21 protein-coding genes are annotated in these 17968 nt (G+C 60.4%); 4 read left to right on the top strand and 17 right to left on the bottom strand.

Going from position 1 to position 17968, the window contains the following annotated elements; genetic code table 11:
- Positions 1-7: 7 nt before the first annotated feature.
- The 6 genes from B4393_RS09405 to fabG are packed head-to-tail and all read right to left on the bottom strand — an operon-like array spanning position 8 to position 4901.
- Positions 8-535, bottom strand: a complete 528-nt coding sequence (locus B4393_RS09405; RefSeq protein WP_078333877.1) for an aromatic-ring-hydroxylating dioxygenase subunit beta — start codon at positions 533-535, stop codon at positions 8-10.
- A 5-nt stretch (positions 536-540) separates the two neighbouring features.
- Complete coding sequence (locus tag B4393_RS09400; RefSeq protein WP_078333876.1) at positions 541-1809, bottom strand: aromatic ring-hydroxylating oxygenase subunit alpha; 1269 nt, start codon at positions 1807-1809, stop codon at positions 541-543.
- Positions 1806-2591: an enoyl-CoA hydratase/isomerase family protein gene (locus B4393_RS09395; RefSeq protein WP_078333875.1), complete on the bottom strand. Its 786-nt coding sequence runs from the start codon at positions 2589-2591 to the stop codon at positions 1806-1808. Before B4393_RS09395 ends, B4393_RS09400 begins: the two co-directional genes overlap by 4 nt.
- A complete protein-coding gene (locus B4393_RS09390) occupies positions 2591-3388 on the bottom strand; it encodes an enoyl-CoA hydratase/isomerase family protein (RefSeq protein WP_078333874.1) in 798 nt (265 codons plus the stop codon). The genes B4393_RS09395 and B4393_RS09390 overlap by 1 nt, the downstream gene beginning before the upstream one ends.
- Positions 3385-4155, bottom strand: a complete 771-nt coding sequence (locus B4393_RS09385; RefSeq protein ID WP_078333873.1) for an enoyl-CoA hydratase/isomerase family protein — start codon at positions 4153-4155, stop codon at positions 3385-3387. The genes B4393_RS09390 and B4393_RS09385 overlap by 4 nt, the downstream gene beginning before the upstream one ends.
- A complete protein-coding gene (gene fabG / locus B4393_RS09380) occupies positions 4152-4901 on the bottom strand; it encodes a 3-oxoacyl-ACP reductase FabG (RefSeq protein ID WP_078333872.1) in 750 nt (249 codons plus the stop codon). The genes B4393_RS09385 and fabG overlap by 4 nt, the downstream gene beginning before the upstream one ends.
- A gap of 108 nt (positions 4902-5009) precedes the next feature.
- Between fabG and B4393_RS09375 the strand changes: the two genes are divergently transcribed.
- From B4393_RS09375 to B4393_RS09360, 4 genes are all read left to right on the top strand, one after another.
- On the top strand, positions 5010-5807 hold the full coding sequence (locus B4393_RS09375) for an SDR family NAD(P)-dependent oxidoreductase (RefSeq protein ID WP_078333871.1): 798 nt from the start codon (positions 5010-5012) through the stop codon (positions 5805-5807).
- 39 nt (positions 5808-5846) lie between these two features.
- Positions 5847-6329 carry a limonene-1,2-epoxide hydrolase family protein gene (locus B4393_RS09370; RefSeq protein ID WP_078333870.1) on the top strand — a complete coding sequence of 161 codons (483 nt, stop codon included), beginning with the start codon at positions 5847-5849 and terminating at the stop codon, positions 6327-6329.
- Between the two features lie 251 nt (positions 6330-6580).
- Positions 6581-7699, top strand: a complete 1119-nt coding sequence (locus B4393_RS09365; protein ID WP_078333869.1) for a phosphotransferase family protein — start codon at positions 6581-6583, stop codon at positions 7697-7699.
- 7 nt (positions 7700-7706) lie between these two features.
- Positions 7707-8672 carry a DUF7065 domain-containing protein gene (locus B4393_RS09360; RefSeq protein WP_078333868.1) on the top strand — a complete coding sequence of 322 codons (966 nt, stop codon included), beginning with the start codon at positions 7707-7709 and terminating at the stop codon, positions 8670-8672.
- A gap of 297 nt (positions 8673-8969) precedes the next feature.
- Here B4393_RS09360 and B4393_RS09350 read toward each other — a convergent pair whose 3' ends face one another.
- From B4393_RS09350 to B4393_RS09300, 11 genes are all read right to left on the bottom strand, one after another.
- The gene (locus tag B4393_RS09350; RefSeq protein ID WP_078333866.1) at positions 8970-9530 is read right to left on the bottom strand and encodes a hypothetical protein; all 561 of its coding nucleotides are present in this window, start codon (positions 9528-9530) and stop codon (positions 8970-8972) included.
- A gap of 47 nt (positions 9531-9577) precedes the next feature.
- Complete coding sequence (locus B4393_RS09345) at positions 9578-9916, bottom strand: hypothetical protein (RefSeq protein WP_078333865.1); 339 nt, start codon at positions 9914-9916, stop codon at positions 9578-9580.
- A 50-nt stretch (positions 9917-9966) separates the two neighbouring features.
- Positions 9967-10419 carry a hypothetical protein gene (locus tag B4393_RS09340; protein WP_078333864.1) on the bottom strand — a complete coding sequence of 151 codons (453 nt, stop codon included), beginning with the start codon at positions 10417-10419 and terminating at the stop codon, positions 9967-9969.
- Between the two features lie 75 nt (positions 10420-10494).
- Positions 10495-11097, bottom strand: a complete 603-nt coding sequence (locus B4393_RS09335) for a hypothetical protein (RefSeq protein WP_078334003.1) — start codon at positions 11095-11097, stop codon at positions 10495-10497.
- 74 nt (positions 11098-11171) lie between these two features.
- Complete coding sequence (locus B4393_RS09330; RefSeq protein WP_078333863.1) at positions 11172-11816, bottom strand: hypothetical protein; 645 nt, start codon at positions 11814-11816, stop codon at positions 11172-11174.
- A 40-nt stretch (positions 11817-11856) separates the two neighbouring features.
- Positions 11857-12813 carry an MlaD family protein gene (locus B4393_RS09325; protein ID WP_078333862.1) on the bottom strand — a complete coding sequence of 319 codons (957 nt, stop codon included), beginning with the start codon at positions 12811-12813 and terminating at the stop codon, positions 11857-11859.
- Positions 12810-13799 carry an MlaD family protein gene (locus tag B4393_RS09320; protein WP_078333861.1) on the bottom strand — a complete coding sequence of 330 codons (990 nt, stop codon included), beginning with the start codon at positions 13797-13799 and terminating at the stop codon, positions 12810-12812. Before B4393_RS09320 ends, B4393_RS09325 begins: the two co-directional genes overlap by 4 nt.
- Positions 13796-14911 carry an MlaD family protein gene (locus B4393_RS09315; protein WP_078334002.1) on the bottom strand — a complete coding sequence of 372 codons (1116 nt, stop codon included), beginning with the start codon at positions 14909-14911 and terminating at the stop codon, positions 13796-13798. The genes B4393_RS09320 and B4393_RS09315 overlap by 4 nt, the downstream gene beginning before the upstream one ends.
- Positions 14911-15873: an MlaD family protein gene (locus tag B4393_RS09310; protein ID WP_078333860.1), complete on the bottom strand. Its 963-nt coding sequence runs from the start codon at positions 15871-15873 to the stop codon at positions 14911-14913. The genes B4393_RS09315 and B4393_RS09310 overlap by 1 nt, the downstream gene beginning before the upstream one ends.
- Entirely contained in the window at positions 15870-16877 is a 1008-nt protein-coding gene (locus tag B4393_RS09305) for an MlaD family protein (protein WP_078333859.1), read from the bottom strand. Before B4393_RS09305 ends, B4393_RS09310 begins: the two co-directional genes overlap by 4 nt.
- Complete coding sequence (locus tag B4393_RS09300; protein WP_236743138.1) at positions 16874-17968, bottom strand: MlaD family protein; 1095 nt, start codon at positions 17966-17968, stop codon at positions 16874-16876. Before B4393_RS09300 ends, B4393_RS09305 begins: the two co-directional genes overlap by 4 nt.

Raw genomic sequence — 17968 nt, 5'->3', positions numbered from 1 at the left:
TACTCCGTCAGATCAGGAAGCCAAGAGTCGGGACCGGCTGATCGTTGTCGATCAGCACCACTTTCTTGTAGGACAAGCGCAAGTCTTCGTCGACCCGTCGGACTCGATAGGTCGTGCGCCCGGCCCACAGATGCGTACCGCGTGGGCGCGCCTCCATCACAAGGAAATTGGCTTCGATTTCCAAATCTGACCCACCCATAGAGTTCGAGCGCATGCCCAGCAGTTCGATGTTCGATATCAGCCGCCGCAGACGCGAGGGTGGCGCCTGCGCGTATCGCCGACCTGTTCGGGCTTGTTTCAGCCTGGTCGAGATGCGGCTGCGATTGTCGTAAATGATCGACATCTGCAAAAGGGGGTCGACAGTGGAAGCGGGCACCCAGTACAGCGCGTCATCGGTCCATAGCGCCTCCCACGCGTCGTAGTCCGCCTCGTCGGCGTAGCGGGCTTCGCGGTACAGGAACTGCTCCACTTCGCAGCGGTCCAAGCTGTCCGGGACGGGCAATAACTCGGCAGAGACGGCGAGCGACATAGACATGGCGGCTAATCCTTAGTTATCAGGGACTTGTAGTGGGTCCAGAACCCACGCATGCCGGTTTCGTCTGTCGCCGAACCGATCGTGAAACCGTCGGCGTCCACCGACTCTCGATTCAAACCGCGTCGCACATCGAGCCATTCCGGGGACAGCGCGGCGATGCCGTGCTGGTTACGTTCGTACATTTCCGTATCGTCGGCAAGCAGCATGCCCGCGGGGCCCACCGAGCCGATGCACTGGGACACCATCCGCCGGTTCAATTCCGGGGCACCGGCAAGCTGAACCGCTGTCGAATACTGCACGCATTCATTGACGGCGACCGGCTGGATGTTGAACACCTGAATCTCCGCGATGAAGAGGTTGGGGAAGATCATCACGTGCGGCGCACCCTCAATGAGTATCTGCTCAGCGTCCTTCCCGTGCAGCTTCCGCATCGCCGCCACATAGTCGGGCACCCGCGATTCACTGGTACCGAACCACCGCATGGGCTGGCCGAACTTACGAAACTCCGGCCGCAGATCGTTCTCGCTGTGCCCCCCACCCAGGTCGCGAGTGACCGCGGTCGACGAATCGCTGTACAGCGGGGCTATGGTGCTGCCGGTCACTCCGAATATCGACCCGTGCACAAACTGCGGGTGATATCCGTCTGTTTCATTCTCTGCCAGCAATTTCCAGTTAGCATGCGTACGGTGCTGTAGCCACCCCGCGGTAAGTTCGACGCGTCCTTCTGGCGACAAGCGGGTAAGCCGATCAATCTCACCGGCCGCGGCACCAAGATGCTCGATCAGGCTGGGGCCATCGGCAGCGAAGCTGCCGAAAACAAAACCCCCATAGGAGTCCACCCGCGGAACCGTCCCCAGACCGAGGTCAAGCTTGCGGTCCCCATATCCCTTGAAGTAAGGAAAGCCAACCAAATCCCCGGTGTTGCGGAATGTCCACCCGTGATATGGGCAACGGAAAGTGCTCGAGTTGCCCTGATAGTCGTCACACACCTGGTTGCCACGATGTGCGCACCTGTTCAGCAATAGCCGTATCTCACCATCACGGTCGCGCGCCATGATGATGTCCTGCGGCCCAAGCTTTTTCCGGACATAGTCATTGGGTTCTGACACCTCGCTTTCGTGCCCCACAAAGACCCATGTTCGGTACCAGATCTTCTCAAGCTCCTCGGCGAAGATCGACGGATCTGTGTAGAGCGTCCCGTGGACCTTGTCAGGCCTGATCAACCGGTCGTAGCGGCTGGATGTCCCCGGGGTATGGGGGGCGATCGATGTCATGACACAACTCCTGGTCGTTGACCGAATCCGGGACTACGCCCTTCACGGAAGGCGGCGACTCCCTCCGCGAAATCTTCACTGCCGAAGAGCCTTGCCTGATAGTCCGCTTCCTGGTCGAGAACGTCGAATGGGCTGAGCGAGGGCGCTACGGCAAGCAAGGTCTTGATGACGCCCAGTGCCTTTGCCGGCCGTTGGACAAGGCGACCAGCGTCTTCCATCGCCACCGTTAGCGCCTCACCAGAGTCCGCCAACGCATCCACCAAACCCCATTCGAACGATGTTGTTGCACTGACTGGTTCAGGGATCATCAGCATCTGACGCGCACGTGCCAAACCAATCCTGCGCGGCAGCGAGACGTATGCACCCATGTCACCGGCGAGCCCCACATTGGTGAACGTTGCCGCAAAGCGGGCGTCACGCGCGGCGACAACACGGTCACAGGCTGCGGCCAGCGCTGTTCCCGCGCCGAACGCGGCCCCTTCCACGGCCGCTATCACGGGCTTCGGCGTAGTCCAGATAGCACGAATTACCCTCTGCGCCATCTGTGCCCGTTGCGCGGCCGCCTGTACTTCCATCACTTCCATGGTGGAAATATCACCGCCGGAACAAAAGACACTTCCAGCGCCGGTGAGCACAATGACACGGACCGCCGGCTCGGCATCGGCAGCTTCCAATGCCTCGGCGAGTTCCACGCGCAGGGGGATATCGATCGCGTTGCGCCTTGTCGGCCGGTTCAGAGTGACAGTACGGACCGCATCCTCATCACGCGTAACGACATTCATTAGCCAAACCTCGGCGATCGACGCTCGATTACAGCGCGCAGCCCTTCCAGGGCATCGGCAGTCCCCGACAACTCGGATACGATCCGCGCCTCTTCCGCCAAACGCGCCTCAACCGATGCGCCAAGGCCCGCCCAGACGAGCCGCTTGGTGGCTGAGAGTGCTTGCACTGGAAGTGCCCTCAGCTGGGCGGCGAGTTCCTCGGTGCGCGCAGTCAACGCCCCATCCTCGACCACCTCCGTGATCAATCCCATGTCCGCCGCTTCGTCCGCCCCCAAGGTCGGATTGGTAAGCAGAATGCGCAACGCCTGCCGAAGCCCCACCAGCTGCGTCAGTGTTACCGATGAGCCTCCATCCGGCGCCATACCCACCCGGACCGCTCCGGAGAAGAACTTGGCCGACCGGGCTGCCACGACGATGTCCGACGCACAGACAAGACCAAGGCCCCCACCGCCCGCCGCGAATCCTTGAACAGCGGTTACCACAGGGACTCGCAGTTGGATCAGAGCCGCCGTAGCGAGCTGGAGCCAGGCTGTGGCTTCCCTCAGATAGTCAGGCAACGCCGAGCCCTTTGATTCAAACGTATGGATATCGCCACCAGCGCAGAAGTTGCGGCCCGCCCCCGACAGCAGCACTACCCGCACGGCGGGATCCGCGTGGCACACAAGTACTGCCTCATGAAGCGCTCTGAGCGTTTCAACGTTGAGCCCGTTCGATGTTTCGGGGCGATTGAGCTGGATTCGGGCAATACCCGCAGCATCGACCTCACTGACGACAGCTGCCTCAACGGTTGTGGTCATGCGCGAACCTCTCTGTTCTTAAAGGATGCGACGCCGTCGTGGCCAACCGGGCTGCAAATGTGCTCGACCACGGCGTCGGTCTCGTTGGTCAGTGCCCGGCTCATCGAATAGGTCAGTCCCTCTTTGACCAGCTGCTTGATCGCCGTTACTGCGGAAGGATCGCGCCCCGCGAGCCTGACAAGAAATGCCTCGACCCCTTCGTCGAAACTCTCCGACGGAAAAGACCTGTACGCCAGGCCGCGTGCAACGGCGTCATTCCCGGACAGCCGCTCACCCGAAAGCAACAGCGCCATAGCCAACTGCTTGCCCACGATCCGGGGAAGACGAGCGGAACTGCCTCCTCCGGGGATCATGCCGAAGTTGATGTGATTGTCAGCGATCTTCGCGTCATCACGGACCAGCACGATGTCGGCGGTCTGCATCAGCTCGAATCCCCCGGCCATGGCCACCCCCTCAACCGCGGCAACCACCGGCACTCGGGCATTCTCGACGGCCTGACACGCGCAGCGAAAGGCCGCGAACAGCGAGTGCAAAGCAGTCGGGCCCTCGGCCTTCAGGCGCTGCACCTCATCAAAATCCCCTCCCGCGCAGAAGTTTCCGCCCGATCCACGAATAACCACCACCCGTACGTCACGGTGATTACCGACAACGCGGACGGCTTCTCCAAGTTGACGGGCCAGTGAAACGCTGATCGCATTCATCCGGTCGGGGCGATTCAACGTGATCCGCCCGATGGCTCCGTCGATCTCATGGTGAACGTTGCTCACATGTACCTCCCGCCACCGACTTCGATAACCGAGCCAGTGATGTAGCTGGAAAGCTCAGAGGCCAAGAACACCACCGCGCCCGCTACTTCAGCAGGTTCGCCCGCACGCTTCATGGGGACTGCGGCTTCTCGTTCGGCGAAAACCTCTGGTGACATCGCCGCCGTCATTGGGGTGCGGATCAGACCGGGCTGTATGGCGTTGATCCGAATGTTGTGGTGAGCCACTTCCTTGGCCGCCGCCTTCGTCAAGCCAACGATGCCGGCTTTGGCTGCGCTGTAGTTGGTCTGGCCGGGGTTGCCGGACTTACCTGACAGTGACGAGATATTGACGATGCTGCCGGACTTCTGTTCGCGCATCACCGCGGAGGCCTCGCGAACCCCCAACCAAGTTCCTCGTAGGTGCACGGTGATTACCGCGTCGAAATCTGCGACGCTCATCTTTCTCAGCGACTTATCTCGGGTGATGCCCGCGTTGTTGACGAAAACATCGAGATGCCCGTGCTCCCCCACTGCCCCCTCAACCAGGGCACGCACCTGTTCCTCCGATGTCACATCGCAGGCGACACCCGAGCAGTTTCCCTTACCTCCGTCGATCTCTGCAGCTGCCCGCTGCGCGGCGTCACCGTCCAGATCAGCCAGCACTACTCGCGCGCCCTGGTCATGCAGCGCCCGTGCGATCTCCTGCCCAATGCCCTGAGCTGCGCCGGTCACCACGGCAACCTTGTTGGCCAGTAGTGGCTGGGTCATCGGCGGCAACTCCCATCACATCGAGTGATAAATACGTTTAATCTAGATTTCTAATCTAGGTTAAACCAATAAACCTGTGGTCTCAACCACTTAGTCAGAAAGGCCGTTATGGATCTAGGACTGGCAGGCGCCCGCGTGGTCGTGACCGGTGGAGCGTCCAACATCGGGCGAGGCATCGTGCATGAATTCGCCTCCGAAGGCGCGCGAATTGTGTTGAACGACATTGACGAACCTCAGGCCAACCAGGTCCGCGAGGAAGCCCTCGAGCTGGGTGCAGCGGCTGTCGAGGTATCGATCGCAGACCTCACCACACCCGACGGCGCCGATTCCGCCATAGGGCGTGCACTTAAGTGTTGGGGTGGTGTCGACGTGCTAGTCAACAACGCCGGATGGAGCGTGCCTGGTTTTGTCGCAACCGATACCGACAGAGTCAAGTGGCAGCGCACCATCGAGATCAATCTCTTCAGCGCCATCGCGGCTACGCAAGCAGCAATTGGTCCGATGAAGGACAACGGCGGTGGCACGATCGTGTTCATCGCCAGTGAGGCCGCGTTCGGGCAGATCCGCCAAGCCATCTACGGTGCGTCGAAGGCAGCCATGGTCGCACTGGCCCGAACCACGGCTCGCGAGCACGGCCGACACGGGATCCGTTCGAATATCGTATGTCCAGGCCTGGTGATACCGGACGGCCCTGATGCCGTCGGGCAGAGCAGCCTGTGGTCCGTGGGACAAGACAACGTCTTCAACGACAAGCAGATCGACTTCATGCTCAAAGACACCCCGATGCGCAGGCTCACAACCGCCGAAGACGTGGCGCGCGCCGTACTCTGGTTCGCCTCCCCGTTGGCCTCGCGCCAAGTCACCGGCCAACTGATCTCGGTCAGCGGCGGGTACACCATGCCGTAGTCAGGCCATTCCGGCACCACCAGTCGACGGGAGACAGACATGATTTCGACGCCTGACGGAACCTCGACACTCGCTGATACTCAATTGCCACAACCGCTCTCGGACTTCTTCACAAGCTGGGGGGTGTCCTTCGACGAGCTGCTTGACTCCTTCGATCTGCTCACCGACCGGTGCCAGTGGATTCAACGCCCCATCCCGACGCTGACCGGGCCGCACGCGGCGCGCCGCTTCCTGCGGCTCGCACATCGCATCCTGAGCCTGACAACTATTGACGTCGACATTCTGCGGACCTCGGTCAACGGACACACCGTATTCGTTGAGCGGATTGACCACCTGCGGCGCGCCGACGGCAGCACTATTGCGTCAGCGCCCGTTGTGGGGATCATCGAATTCGTCGACGGACAGATCGTCCACTGGCGCGAGTACTTCGACAGCCTTGAATTCGCCTGCCGCGCGATGCAGACCGGCGCGGTGCACAGTGCTGGAGGTCTCGCACGACGTGTCACCCAGCCGTGGAAGTGACGCTCGGCAACGCACCCATCCAAGCTCGTCGACGATCAATTGACCTGCGCATCAACCAATCCGACTCACTTCCTGGGCCGGGGCCCGCCAATACCACTCAGTGACGTCACAGTTTCAGCCTCTCTCCAAATCTCAACGTGGACACTGAATGAATAAGTTTTCATGATTGAACTTCCACTCAGGTCCGGCTAGCGTTGCATCAGGTGATCCGGGTCACCGAATGAATCGGATTGTCAGAGAGGACATTTACCGTGGCATTGCAGAACGTCATCGATACCGAGCTGGCCGCACACCGGCTCACCGAATGGCTGGGCAAGAAGCTTGACGGAGCTCAGGACCTAAATGTCATTGATGTCAGTGTGCCCAAGGCTGGGGGCCTATCCAACGAAACCGTGATGTTCACCGCCACCTGGACTCAGGACGGTCGGCACACGACACGCCACATGGTGGCCCGGGTCCAGCCTTCCGGCCCGGGCGTGTTCCCCGAGTACAACCTCCACAAAGAGGCCCGAGTTCTCTCGGCACTCGCCAATCATTCGACCGTCCCGGTGCCGCGGGTCCATTTCGCCTCCGACGACCCATCTGTCTTCGGTGCACCATTTCTCATAATGAGCAAGGTCGACGGGCGCGTCCCGGCCGACGATCCGCCATTCACCTCGACGGGTTGGGTGCTGGAGGAGTTGAGCCCAGAGCAACGGAGACTCATGTGGCGCAACAGTATTGACACGCTCGCCGCGATCCACGCCGTCGACTGGCGGACATCCGGACTTGAGTTCCTGGACACCCAAGAACACCACAGTGGCCTGGACGCCTGCCTGGGCTTCTGGGAACGAACCTTCCAGTGGGCGGCCGAGGGCGAGCCGAACCCGACGATCGACGCCGCGTTGACGTGGCTGCGCAGCAACAAACCCAACGATGCATCGTCGCTCGTCCTCAACTGGGGAGACGCGCGTGTCGGCAACATTCTCTACGCCGGCGATCTGAACCCCACCGCGGTATTGGACTGGGAGATGGTCGAATTGGCCAGCCGCGAGCAGGACCTTGGTTGGTGGCTGTTCATGACCAGGTACTACAGCGAAGGGCTCGGTCTGGCGCTGCCGCCGGGTGTACCAGACCGAGACGAAACATTGCATTACTACGAACACATCACCGGCCATACCGTGCAGGACATCGACTACTACGAGACATGGGCAGGAACCCGACTGTCCATTCTCATGGTTCGTGCCGCACACATGATGATCGAGGCCGGACTCCTCCCGCCTGACGCACAGATGGCCCAGAACAACCCGGCCAGTCACTTGCTAGCGCGGCTTCTCGGGTTGCCCGCACCGGACGGCGCGACCACCAGCTTCGTCGGAAACCGGGAGTGAGAACAGCATGAGCAAGCAGTACGACGCTGCCGATGAGGGCAGCCACGATCCAGCCACCGACGACGCGGACTGGCAGGAGAGTGTGTTCGTGCACTGGTACGACCGCAACGCCGGGATCGGCGGGGTCAGTCGGATCGGCCACGAACCCAACCGTCCCGGTGGCGGCCGGTCAGCTCTGCAGTGCTTCGTGGCGACAGGACGTGGCATCCGGTTTCGGCGCAACGACTTCCAGCTCCCCTTCGTCGAAGCCTCCACCCCACGCGGATTTCGCGCGGGAGGATCGCAGTGGCACGTAGACAGCGGAGCACCTCGGCTGGTCATCGACGAACCCGGGTGCAGTGTCGACCTCACGATGGACAATTTCTATCCGCTCACTGATTTCTTCCCATCCGCCAGCAGCATGGCGCAGGATTTCGCCAAGGACCACTACGAGACGTCTGGGCGTATCCGGGGCATGGCACGCATTGACGGACGCAGCTTCGAGGTTGACGGTATGTACCACCGCGACCACTCCTGGGGCGTGCGGAAGACGATGACGCTCAAGAGCCACCGATGGATATCCGGGACGTTTGGGCCCGACCTGTCCTTCGGGTCAATACTGTGGCACGCATCGGACGAGTCATTGGTCAAGGTCGGATATCTAGTGCGTGACGGCGAGATTCACTACGCGACCGATGTCGATGCGATCACCTATCTCGAACCCGATGGACTCACACATCGGGGTGGCGAGGTCACCTGGTCCATGCCCGACGGCGAGGTCCTCACTCTGCAGGCTGATGTCATGGACGCAGTGGTCGCACATCTGCACAACGTGTACTACGTAGACTCAATTTGCGATGTCCGCCATCCCACCACCGATCAGCGTTGGGGAATATGCGATTTCGAGATCAGCAACAACGCGCGTCTGGGCACGAGTCCTGCCCTCACCGCGATCAACGCCGCTCTCGATGAGGGAATCACCAAACGCGCCTAGCGCTCTGGACCGCGGCCCCTCGTGCCCTGAGTATTTTCCAACTGAGACTGACGATTCTCGTAGCACGCCAGACAGACCGCAACCACCGAACACACACCGAACAGAACCGCATTGACCCAATCCGTCGCCAGCACCGACCCGACGCACAGTGCCACCGCCGCAAGAACAACGCCCCAAGGCGCACATATGAAGAAAAGACGCGTCACAGACCTCCTATCCGGGGTGACGACAGCGTCCACCCCGCCCGGCACCGGAGCAATGCCCCAGCCTTTCAGGACGATATGGCGGATACCCTGCTCAGCGATAGCACGGACCGCCGCCCGGGGGGCTGCAGGAAGCCGGCCCCAGCTCCCGCCAGCTCTGATCGGTCCAGGATGCCGACAGCCAGGTCTTGGTGGACTCGATGACGAATCGAAGGGGGCCACGTTCGCAGTAGGTACGGCCATCCGGCGTTGCCGCACAAGTCGTTCCTTCGTGGGTGATCTTGCTGCGTGGTGGCAGCGGCTGTTGACCTTGCGCGGCAGGGAATCTGGCCGCCACCGACCAGTCATAGTGCACTGCGCGATCCCCGTCAATCCAGCCGATGTGACTGACTCCAGGTGGAGCTCCTGGGACGTCACCCGCACAACCGAAACTGCCCAGGCCCCAGATGCCACAGTTTTGACCGGTCGAAGCCGTAAACCACACGCCACCGGGCTGCACGAAGTTTCCGGCATCCAGCTGGTCGTAATAACGGATGTCGGGATACGGATTCACGGCCGCATCCGAGGGCGGCGGGTCTGTGTGCGCCGTCGCGGCGCCGCCCAGGGCCACCACCACAGAACTCGCTGCCGCTATCGCACAGTGCAGAGAACTCATCGCCTATCTCTCCATCTCCCGAATTCACTCTGAATGACGTTGTACTGCTAGGTGATACGTCGAGTGATGCCGTAGCACGTCGCGTTGCCTAAATCCAAGGTGTTTTGGCAGATGACTTTTCCCTGGTAGATGATCCGTACAGTCACCCACTTACTGGGGGCTGCGCGCGTGTGCCAGTCGGCGCGGATCTGGCTGCCTTCCGGTGGTGCGCCCCGCGCGCTGCTCACCACCGCGTCCATTCGCCACGGGAGCGGCACATCCTCAATCAGGCTCCGATTGGCAGTACCCTGGTATTCGATACTGGCACTGTGGATATCGTCGGAGACGACTTCGTAGGTGACCAGGTCCTCTGCCCGCGCAACACTCGGATGTATCAGCGTCAGCATGCAGGCCGTACCCGCAGCCGCAGCTGCAGCTGCCGTCACAATGGATCTCATCACGCCCCCGCCAAGACCACAACTATAAGGGTGAAGCCTGACTGCTCCTCATACAGAAGGCTGGAGCCGAACTCGGTGTAGGAGCAGTCCGGGATATCGTCACGGCCCTCTAGAAGTACGCCTTTCAGCGCGTCAGCCTCATTGTGCCCTGCTCCCTGCAACGAGGTGACCTTGCTGCCTGCAATGCCAAGGTCCTTGGCGATCGCCGTGGGATGCGGCTCGTCGGCCGGCACGTTCTCGGCAGTGTGGTTGAGGAAGGCGTAGGTGGAACGGTTGACGATATCGGCCGCGCGTTCCACAGTCGGGTTGTATTGCAGCGGGCCACACTGTGCCGCGCTACGTGCCGAGGACACCGCCTGCTCGACTACGAGAGCACGGTCAGCCACCGCCGGCGGCGCGAACAGAACACTCACCAGCGGCAACGCCACCGCGACACCTGTTACAGCCCTCATCGCCCTCAGACATCTCACCGAAGGGAGCCCCGCCATGAGCACATCATCTCCTCGTTTTCTGTGGTGGCAGCGATCTCAGCCGCACACGTGCGAACGGTGAATCTTGCTTCCCCAGTGCAGCATCCGCTGATACGACGGCCCGGTGAACCACGTTGGCTGACGGGCCTTGATGCCGTTGCCGACATTGGACATCTGCTGCCACAGACCGAAGAACGCATCGCCCTGGTATATGGGGAAATAGATGTCTCCGGCACGGTCGCTGCTTTGAGTAAGCGCCTGCGCGCGTGGGGTCAAGAAGTCCAGTGACTGGTCGATATTGGCGGTGACAATATCGGTATTCTGCTGGACTTCGTCAGCACCGAAGTTGCCGTTGTTGCGTATCACAAGGTCGTTGAGCCCCTCGATCTGCCGCTTAAGGTCCTTGTATTGCGCGTTGTACCACTGGCACATCTCCCGCTCAGCGTTGATATCGGCGTCGGTGACCTCGCGGCGCAGCTGGTCATACGGGAAAGGAGATATCGGCTGCCAGTTGCTGGGCGAGGGCGCCACCACCGGGAGTCGTTGCGGGCGATCGTAGTGTGCAACCGGATCGTACGGCTCACGGTCACCATCGGGATCTGCACCCGCAGAGCCGCTTACGGCCAACGCGCACATGAAAAACGCGACTGCGCCAGCCATCGCCAAGACACCATGAAGGCGAAGCGAACTATGCCGCAGCTTCTTCAACATCGAATCTCCACTGCTGTGCACCTCTACTTGCCCAACGCGGAGTCGATACCGCCGACGTCGGTGATCTGCCAGTTGTTATTGCTGTCAATCGTGATGCTGTACGTGGCGGTCGACTGCAGGCCCTCGGGGGTTTGCATCGTCTTCGTCAACACGCTGACGAACGAGTCGACTACATAGACCCCACCGGCGTTCGATCGGGTCTTCGTGGCCAGTGGTTTGGCTGTCGATTTCCACTGCATCGGGGTCAGCACCTGTTCCATGGAGTCGGCCGCCTTCCCCAGCTTCTCCTTCAGTTCCGGCGACGTACCCTTGACCAGCTTAACTTTCCACGCGTTGAAATCCTGGTAGTCCATCTCCGCGGCATGCACCGCGTAATCGGCTGCGATGCCCTCGGCCCGCTCACTGTAGCCTGCTTGCCTGGTCGCAGTATCCAACTGGCCCTGCGCATCCGCGTACAGCCATCCCAGCACCCCGGCTGCAACAGCCAACAGACATATCACCGCCGCCACAACCACAGTGCGCAGGGAGAATGTCATCTGCCGGCGGGCCTTAGACGAATCTCGATCCGAATCCCCGGATTTCGACTTTGAGTCGGCGTTCCCGGACGCCGCTCCGTGGTCGTCACCCACCACATCTTCAACCAAGTCTTCTGTGTCGATCGCAGTCATCGAATTTCCTCTCTACAGGTGATCAGGGCGCATCCCCGGCCTAACGATCGGGGATACGGACATGCAATGTGATCGCGCCCTCCTCTGGTATGCCAGACAGTGCGTTCGAAAGAATTTGGGCGGTGTCAAAGTTCATCAACGCGCCACCGATACCTTGGAATTGCGGCAACAGAGCCTGCGTGATGACCTTGATATCAGGCCCTCTAGTATCCAAGAAATTCTGTATACGAACCAGAAAATTTCCAAAGAGCTTGATATTTTTGGGATTATCCCAAGCGATGGTGTTCATCATTCCCATGAAGATGTGGGATATGTTGGGGCCAGCGTCCCTGAGCGGCTGATCCGTCGCCGCAAGTGTAGGTCCGACCCAGCCTGCGTTCTGCAGCAGAACTTGGAAGTTGTCGAGTACTTCTCGCCCCTTTCCATGCATGCCCGCCACCATGTTTCGCGACAGCAGACTTGCCCGCGACAGGTTCGGCAGCACTTGCCCAGGGTCGGGCAAACCTGCATCAGCCTCGTTGAGGATCCGTTTGAGCTGCCCGGGGTCCATCTGGTTGAGCACCCGCACCACCGTGGTGGCCAACTGTGAAATCGACGGTGGCACAATGACCAATTCCGCTGCAATGTGCTGGCCGTCAGTCAACATCGGCCCCTGATCGGTACGTGGCAGAAATCCGACATACGTCTCCCCGAGGGCCGACAGGTTGTCCAGCCGCACATCACTGTCGACAGGGACACGCTGATCGGCGTCCACGTAGAAGCGGATATTCGCATCGCTCAACGATGCCGAGATGCCGGTGACCTTACCGATCGGAACACCACGCAAGAGAACACTCGAGCCGACCACAAGACCTTTGACATCGGGAACTGCCATCGAGAGATTGATGCGGTGCTCGGGCGGGCCAGCGTGCAGACCGAAGGATCCGATGTATACCGCAGCGACCGCAATGATCGCCGCGAATGCCCCGAACGATAAGACATTCTTCGCCGTCCTCATGGCGTCGCTCCCAAGATCCGCAGTACGTCCTGCACGTTGTTGACCATTTCTCGGCCATCGGGTCCGGTGATGGACGTGATATTGATCGCCGGGTTCTTGTCCACCGGAAAGAAGTCCTCCAGGAACAGTTTTCGCCACTTGGGCGCCTCAGCTTCGACATCCCATTTAGTCTGTTGCACCGCGCCCACCGCGTCGGCGAGCGAGTTGAGCAACGGAACCAACCAGAACCCGCCACTGTAGATGCTTCCAATCGAGGGCAATACCGTGCCGATGTAGCCCCCAGTGATGGTCGCCCGGTCGAAACCCGTCATACCTGCCGGCGAGAACCAATACCGATACACGTCAAGGTTACGATGCACGACGTCCACAGTGCCCGATACTCCGTCAAGCCACGTGTCGACGGTGTTTATACCGTTGGACAAGTCCGACAGATCGGTTGTGACCTGACTGACCATGGCTCGCAAGTCTTCTCGTTTCCTTGGCGTGACGTTGTTGATGCCGATGATGGTGTTCTGCGCACGCTGGACCGCACCGCTGCCCGCGAAGTTGGCCAGGTTGGCGAGCGTGTCCTCCAGTTGAGGTGGAGATGTCGTCTGCGCCAAAGGAATTCTGCCTCCAGCACCCACCGCCGCCACACCGGCCGCACTCGGACGTTCCATGGACAGATAGGTGTCTCCGAGCACGGTGGATTGCTGCAGCGTGGCGCGCGCATTCGCCGGCACTGACACCGACGAATCGATCTGCGACGTGACATCGACATGATCGTTTCTCAAATCTATGCGCGTCACAGTGCCAACCGCGGTGCCGTCCATGACCACCTTCGCGCGGTCGGGCAAGTTCAGGACATTCGCAAATTCGAGCACAATCTCGTAGCTCTCCGAGGAGCCGCGGCCAGGTTGGGGCAGCGAGTTCACCGATATCGAGGCGCATGACGAAACCAGCGTGACCATCGCGACGCTCACTGCCAGGAATATGCTGCGGTTCATCTGCGACTCGCTTCCTGGAGCACGTACTGCAGCAGCGCAACATCGACCGCGTAGGGCTGACCGTTCACATCGGCGCAGCTGCCCGGCATCGATGCATTCATCATGCCGCACAAGGCAAGTCCGTTGTGTGTCGGGACCCGGAACAGAGGTGGCCGATACGCGATGTTAAAAATATCGAAGTGCTTGTTGTTGTCACGATTCGCCATACCGTTGATCCACCAGGGCACTCCGTCGAACAGACCAGCCAGAGCGTTCGCGTGCGGGGCCACCTTCCTGACCGCGGCGCTCACCGAATCCAACGTGATCTGTGTTTCGTCCCCCAGTCTGGTCTCCAACACGGCAACCGTCTCAATCAACGGGCCCAACGTTCCATACCCAAACGGACCAGCAAGTCGCGAAGCGCCATTGATGGCGTTCACCAGATCGGGGGTAGTGGTCGGCATGTCATGAAGAATCTCTTTCATCGGCCCCCGCATTTCCTTCAAGGCAGTGGTGAGCTGTGCGGTGTTCTGGACGATGGAGCCAATATCGCTGACTGCTTGATCAGGGCTGTCAAGCAGGGCCGACGACACCGACAGCAGATCTCCAGCACGCCGGCCGTTATTGTGCGCCAACCGGTCCAGCCCACGAATGGTGTCGGCGACATTGGCCGATCCGCTGGAGTTGATGGCATTGAGGAAGGTGTCCGCCGACCCGATCACCTCCGACAGCGATTTCGGCGACATCGAACGAGTCAGCGGGATACACCCGCCCCGTTCCAGCCGTGGGCCATCGAAGTAGTTGCCCACCAATTCGAGGGACCGATCGGCCAGGATCGTGGGCGATCGGATGACCGCTTTGACGCTGTCGGGCAGTTCGCGCTGCTCGGTGACCGAGAAGTCAACTCGGACATGCGTCGGGGCCGGTTGTATCTCCGTGATCTTGCCAATGGGATAACCCATCTGGGTGACCGGGTTGCCGACATACAGTCCGACGGTGTCAGGCACGAATGCACAGTAGGAGGCATCCGGGCGGCTCGCGGGCGCGCAGGAGGAACCGATACCCATCACCGTCGCGGCCATGACGGCAGTCATGCTGGAACGAAGAATGCGGTCAGCGATACGTGTAGCCATCAGCAGGGGCTCCCCGGCATCGGGATGCACAGGTCGGTGGCGAGCAGTTCCGGACGGGCGTTCTGCGCATCCAGGACCCGTTCGATCTTGTTGCGTACGCTGCGCAGGCGGGGCACTAGCCGGCTGTTGTTGTCCACCCACCGGCGGACGCGGTTCTGCCATTCACGCACCCGCTGGATGAACTCCTCGCGGTGGTTCACCCAGAACTTGCCGAATGGCTCCAGGAATGCCTCACCGATATCGCCCATGCCGCCGAGCGCACCCGCGAATCCCTTGCCGTAGAGAACAAGAGTCTGCTCGAACACCGAAATCTTCGAGACGAGCTCTCTGAGTTTGCCTCGATAGTTCGCCAACGATTCGATGTATTCGTCAGAGAGATTGAGGATCTGGGAGATCTGGCCGCGTTGTCTGTCAATGGTGGATGTGAGCGCGTTGCCCGCATCGATGGCAGCCGTCAGGGTGTCCACGTTGGTCCCGTTAAGACCGGCTTGAATCTGATCCAGCGATTCGCGGATCGGCTTCGCGTTGATGCGCTCAGTGATCTTTGTTGAGTCAGCCAACGTTTTCATCAAGTTGTAGGGCATGGTCACCCGCTCTATCGGTATGGCCCTCGATCCCAAGGGTTTATCGCCAAGAGACACCAGGTTCACGTAGTAACCCCCGACCACGGTGAGCATCCGCACCTGGATCTGCGACTGGTCTCCAACGAATGCATCGTCGTCCACGGTTGCACGAACTTTCACCTGATTCTGCTCGATCGCGAGGCTTTCCACCTTTCCTATCGTGATGCCAGCTATGCGCACACCGTCGCCGGGCTTCACCGCCGCGGCGTCGTCCGTGAAGAAGACGACTGCTCGCTGCCCGGGCGGCCGCACATAGACGGCAGCAGCTGTAAGTGCCAGTGCACCTACCAGCGCCAGCACCGCCACACCCCAGAACATTTCACTTCTGAGCATCTTCATCGGTTGCACAGAATCACCCGCTGTCCATTGAGTAACACGTCCATGGATTGAGGCAACTGCGCCCGCCCCCGTGAACAGGGCAGCGGCGTCCCCGGTTCAGCAGGAGGTTCAACGTTGTCCCAGAACACCGGCACGCGTTTGAACGCATCACTGTTGTCATCGAACACGGTGATCGCACGGTCGATGCCTTTGTCCATGTCTGCCTTGCCCGGCACAAAACCGGCGTTGTGCAGCAGCCGCACCGCAGCGGCGGTGAATCCGGGCCCATACAGTTCCGACTTCCGGAATTCGTCCATCACCGAGATGGCCGCATCGATCGGCCGGTTCATCCACTCCAACACTTGCACAAGATCTTTGGAATGACCGCCGAAAACATCGGCGATCGCCGACAGGTTATTCATCAATGTCGCGATCACCTGTTGGCGATCAGCGACGAACTCTGTCAGCTTGTGAATGCTCTCGAGCATCGGCCCCAGGCCTCCGCCGTCACCCTGAAAGAACGACGCAGCGTTCTCGGTGAACGTGTCGATATCGTTGGGGCTCAAGGTCGCAAGAACGGGCTGAAGACCATTGAACAGTGTTGTGATATCGAAGGACGGCTGCGTCATGCTCAACGGAATATGAGCCACCGGATCCTTCCCGGATGCCTGTTCAGCAGGATTGGACACATCGAGGTAGCGCAACCCAGTCAATGCCTGATACTTGATCGCCAACCTTGTAGCCGACACCACCGTATAGCGCCTGTCCAGGCTCAAATCGACCTCCGCGAGGCTCTGGCCTGCCCGGCGCACCAGCCGCAACTCCTTGACCTTGCCCACCCGCACCCCGCGGACGCGGACGTCAGCGTCGATATGCAGACCCGAGACATCAGTGAACTCTGCTGTGTAGGTACGTGTTTCGGCAGCGACCGGCTGCTGCAACACATTGACTATCAATATAAGAACCAGCACGCCAAACACGCTGGCCGCCGTAAAGCGCCACAACGCAGCTCTAGGCTTGATCACGGTATGCCCCCCATCGCCAGCACCGGCGCCTGCACACCCGGAATCTGATCGAGCACGAGGTGCACCTGCAGTGCCCGCTGCTCCGGCGACCCTCCGTACAGTTTTTCAAAACGAGAACGCAATTCCCCCATCATGTCGTTGATGCCCACCGGCGTGACCAGTCCGGGGACAGTGTCGCTGATGGTCTGAACCAGGTTCACTGCCGGAAGCAGATCACTTGTGTGGGAAGACAACACCTTGCCCAGAGCGCCAAAGAATGAGTTCGCAAGCACATCCAATGTTGCCCGCGACCGGTTCTCCCAGAAATCCTCGGTGTGTGGTTGTCCTGGCTCCGGGACAACATCTTGTCCAGGCATGGCATCCTTTCCGGACACATTGAACGTCACAAATCCAGAACCTTGGTTAAAGCCATATCCCGCAGTTGTCGCAGCATCGACGAATCCGGGGAACGCCACGCTGATCCCGGTGGCGTTCCTCATCAGTTGGTCAGTGCTGACCCTCTGCACCGCCGCCACCGACTCCGAAGTGGTGACCATCGTTTCTATCAACGGGTTGAGGCCATCGGTGTACTGCGTGGCCCGGTTCATCACATCAACCAGCTGAGGTGTCACAACCCCACCGGTGATCTCCCCCATACGGGACAGCAACGCCTGGAGTGTGAAGTTTCCACTCGGTGTCGTGGTGATCTGCGTGCCATTGCGCAACGGTTGCCCGCCCTGCCCCGCAGTCAGATTTATGCCGGTGACACCAAAGTAGTTGGCTGGCCGGAAGTCAACTCCCAGTGTGTCAGTGAGCCCTGCGGTGGGAGCGGACTCGAGATCGGCACTGAGCCGAACCGTGCCGTTGGCGAGGCTCGCCACCGATGTCACCTTTCCCACGGTCACACCGTGCATCACCAGCGGCGAACCGACGGAGACTCCCTGCCCGACGTAGGGCATGTCCATGACGACCGAAAGTCGGTTAACTTGTTTATCGGCAAATGGATTAAAGACTATGAGCAGAGCTGCCACGGCGAAGCACAGCATCACCGACAGCCCAATGATGGTCAGCCTGCGCGCCTCGGCTTCGGCCGACATTCGGAATAACAGCAC

This window comes from Mycobacteroides franklinii, from assembly GCF_002013895.1.
Classification (GTDB): Bacteria; Actinomycetota; Actinomycetes; order Mycobacteriales; family Mycobacteriaceae; genus Mycobacterium; species Mycobacterium franklinii.
This window is presented reverse-complemented; position numbering and strand designations above follow the sequence as displayed.

Bases quoted from the DNA above. Each gene is read 5' to 3' on its own strand.
- fabG (WP_078333872.1), bottom strand. From the start codon at position 4,901: ATGACCCAGCCACTACTGGCCAACAAGGTTGCCGTGGTGACCGGCGCA.
- B4393_RS09370 (WP_078333870.1), top strand. From the start codon at position 5,847: ATGATTTCGACGCCTGACGGAACCTCGACACTCGCTGATACTCAATTG.
- B4393_RS09400 (WP_078333876.1), bottom strand. From the start codon at position 1,809: ATGACATCGATCGCCCCCCATACCCCGGGGACATCCAGCCGCTACGAC.
- B4393_RS09315 (WP_078334002.1), bottom strand. From the start codon at position 14,911: ATGGCTACACGTATCGCTGACCGCATTCTTCGTTCCAGCATGACTGCC.
- B4393_RS09350 (WP_078333866.1), bottom strand. From the start codon at position 9,530: ATGAGTTCTCTGCACTGTGCGATAGCGGCAGCGAGTTCTGTGGTGGTG.
- B4393_RS09405 (WP_078333877.1), bottom strand. From the start codon at position 535: ATGTCTATGTCGCTCGCCGTCTCTGCCGAGTTATTGCCCGTCCCGGAC.
- B4393_RS09375 (WP_078333871.1), top strand. From the start codon at position 5,010: ATGGATCTAGGACTGGCAGGCGCCCGCGTGGTCGTGACCGGTGGAGCG.
- B4393_RS09320 (WP_078333861.1), bottom strand. From the start codon at position 13,799: ATGAACCGCAGCATATTCCTGGCAGTGAGCGTCGCGATGGTCACGCTG.
- B4393_RS09345 (WP_078333865.1), bottom strand. From the start codon at position 9,916: ATGCTGACGCTGATACATCCGAGTGTTGCGCGGGCAGAGGACCTGGTC.
- B4393_RS09340 (WP_078333864.1), bottom strand. From the start codon at position 10,419: ATGAGGGCTGTAACAGGTGTCGCGGTGGCGTTGCCGCTGGTGAGTGTT.
- B4393_RS09360 (WP_078333868.1), top strand. From the start codon at position 7,707: ATGAGCAAGCAGTACGACGCTGCCGATGAGGGCAGCCACGATCCAGCC.
- B4393_RS09335 (WP_078334003.1), bottom strand. From the start codon at position 11,097: ATGGCTGGCGCAGTCGCGTTTTTCATGTGCGCGTTGGCCGTAAGCGGC.
- B4393_RS09330 (WP_078333863.1), bottom strand. From the start codon at position 11,816: ATGACTGCGATCGACACAGAAGACTTGGTTGAAGATGTGGTGGGTGAC.
- B4393_RS09310 (WP_078333860.1), bottom strand. From the start codon at position 15,873: ATGAAGATGCTCAGAAGTGAAATGTTCTGGGGTGTGGCGGTGCTGGCG.
- B4393_RS09390 (WP_078333874.1), bottom strand. From the start codon at position 3,388: ATGACCACAACCGTTGAGGCAGCTGTCGTCAGTGAGGTCGATGCTGCG.
- B4393_RS09325 (WP_078333862.1), bottom strand. From the start codon at position 12,813: ATGAGGACGGCGAAGAATGTCTTATCGTTCGGGGCATTCGCGGCGATC.
- B4393_RS09395 (WP_078333875.1), bottom strand. From the start codon at position 2,591: ATGAATGTCGTTACGCGTGATGAGGATGCGGTCCGTACTGTCACTCTG.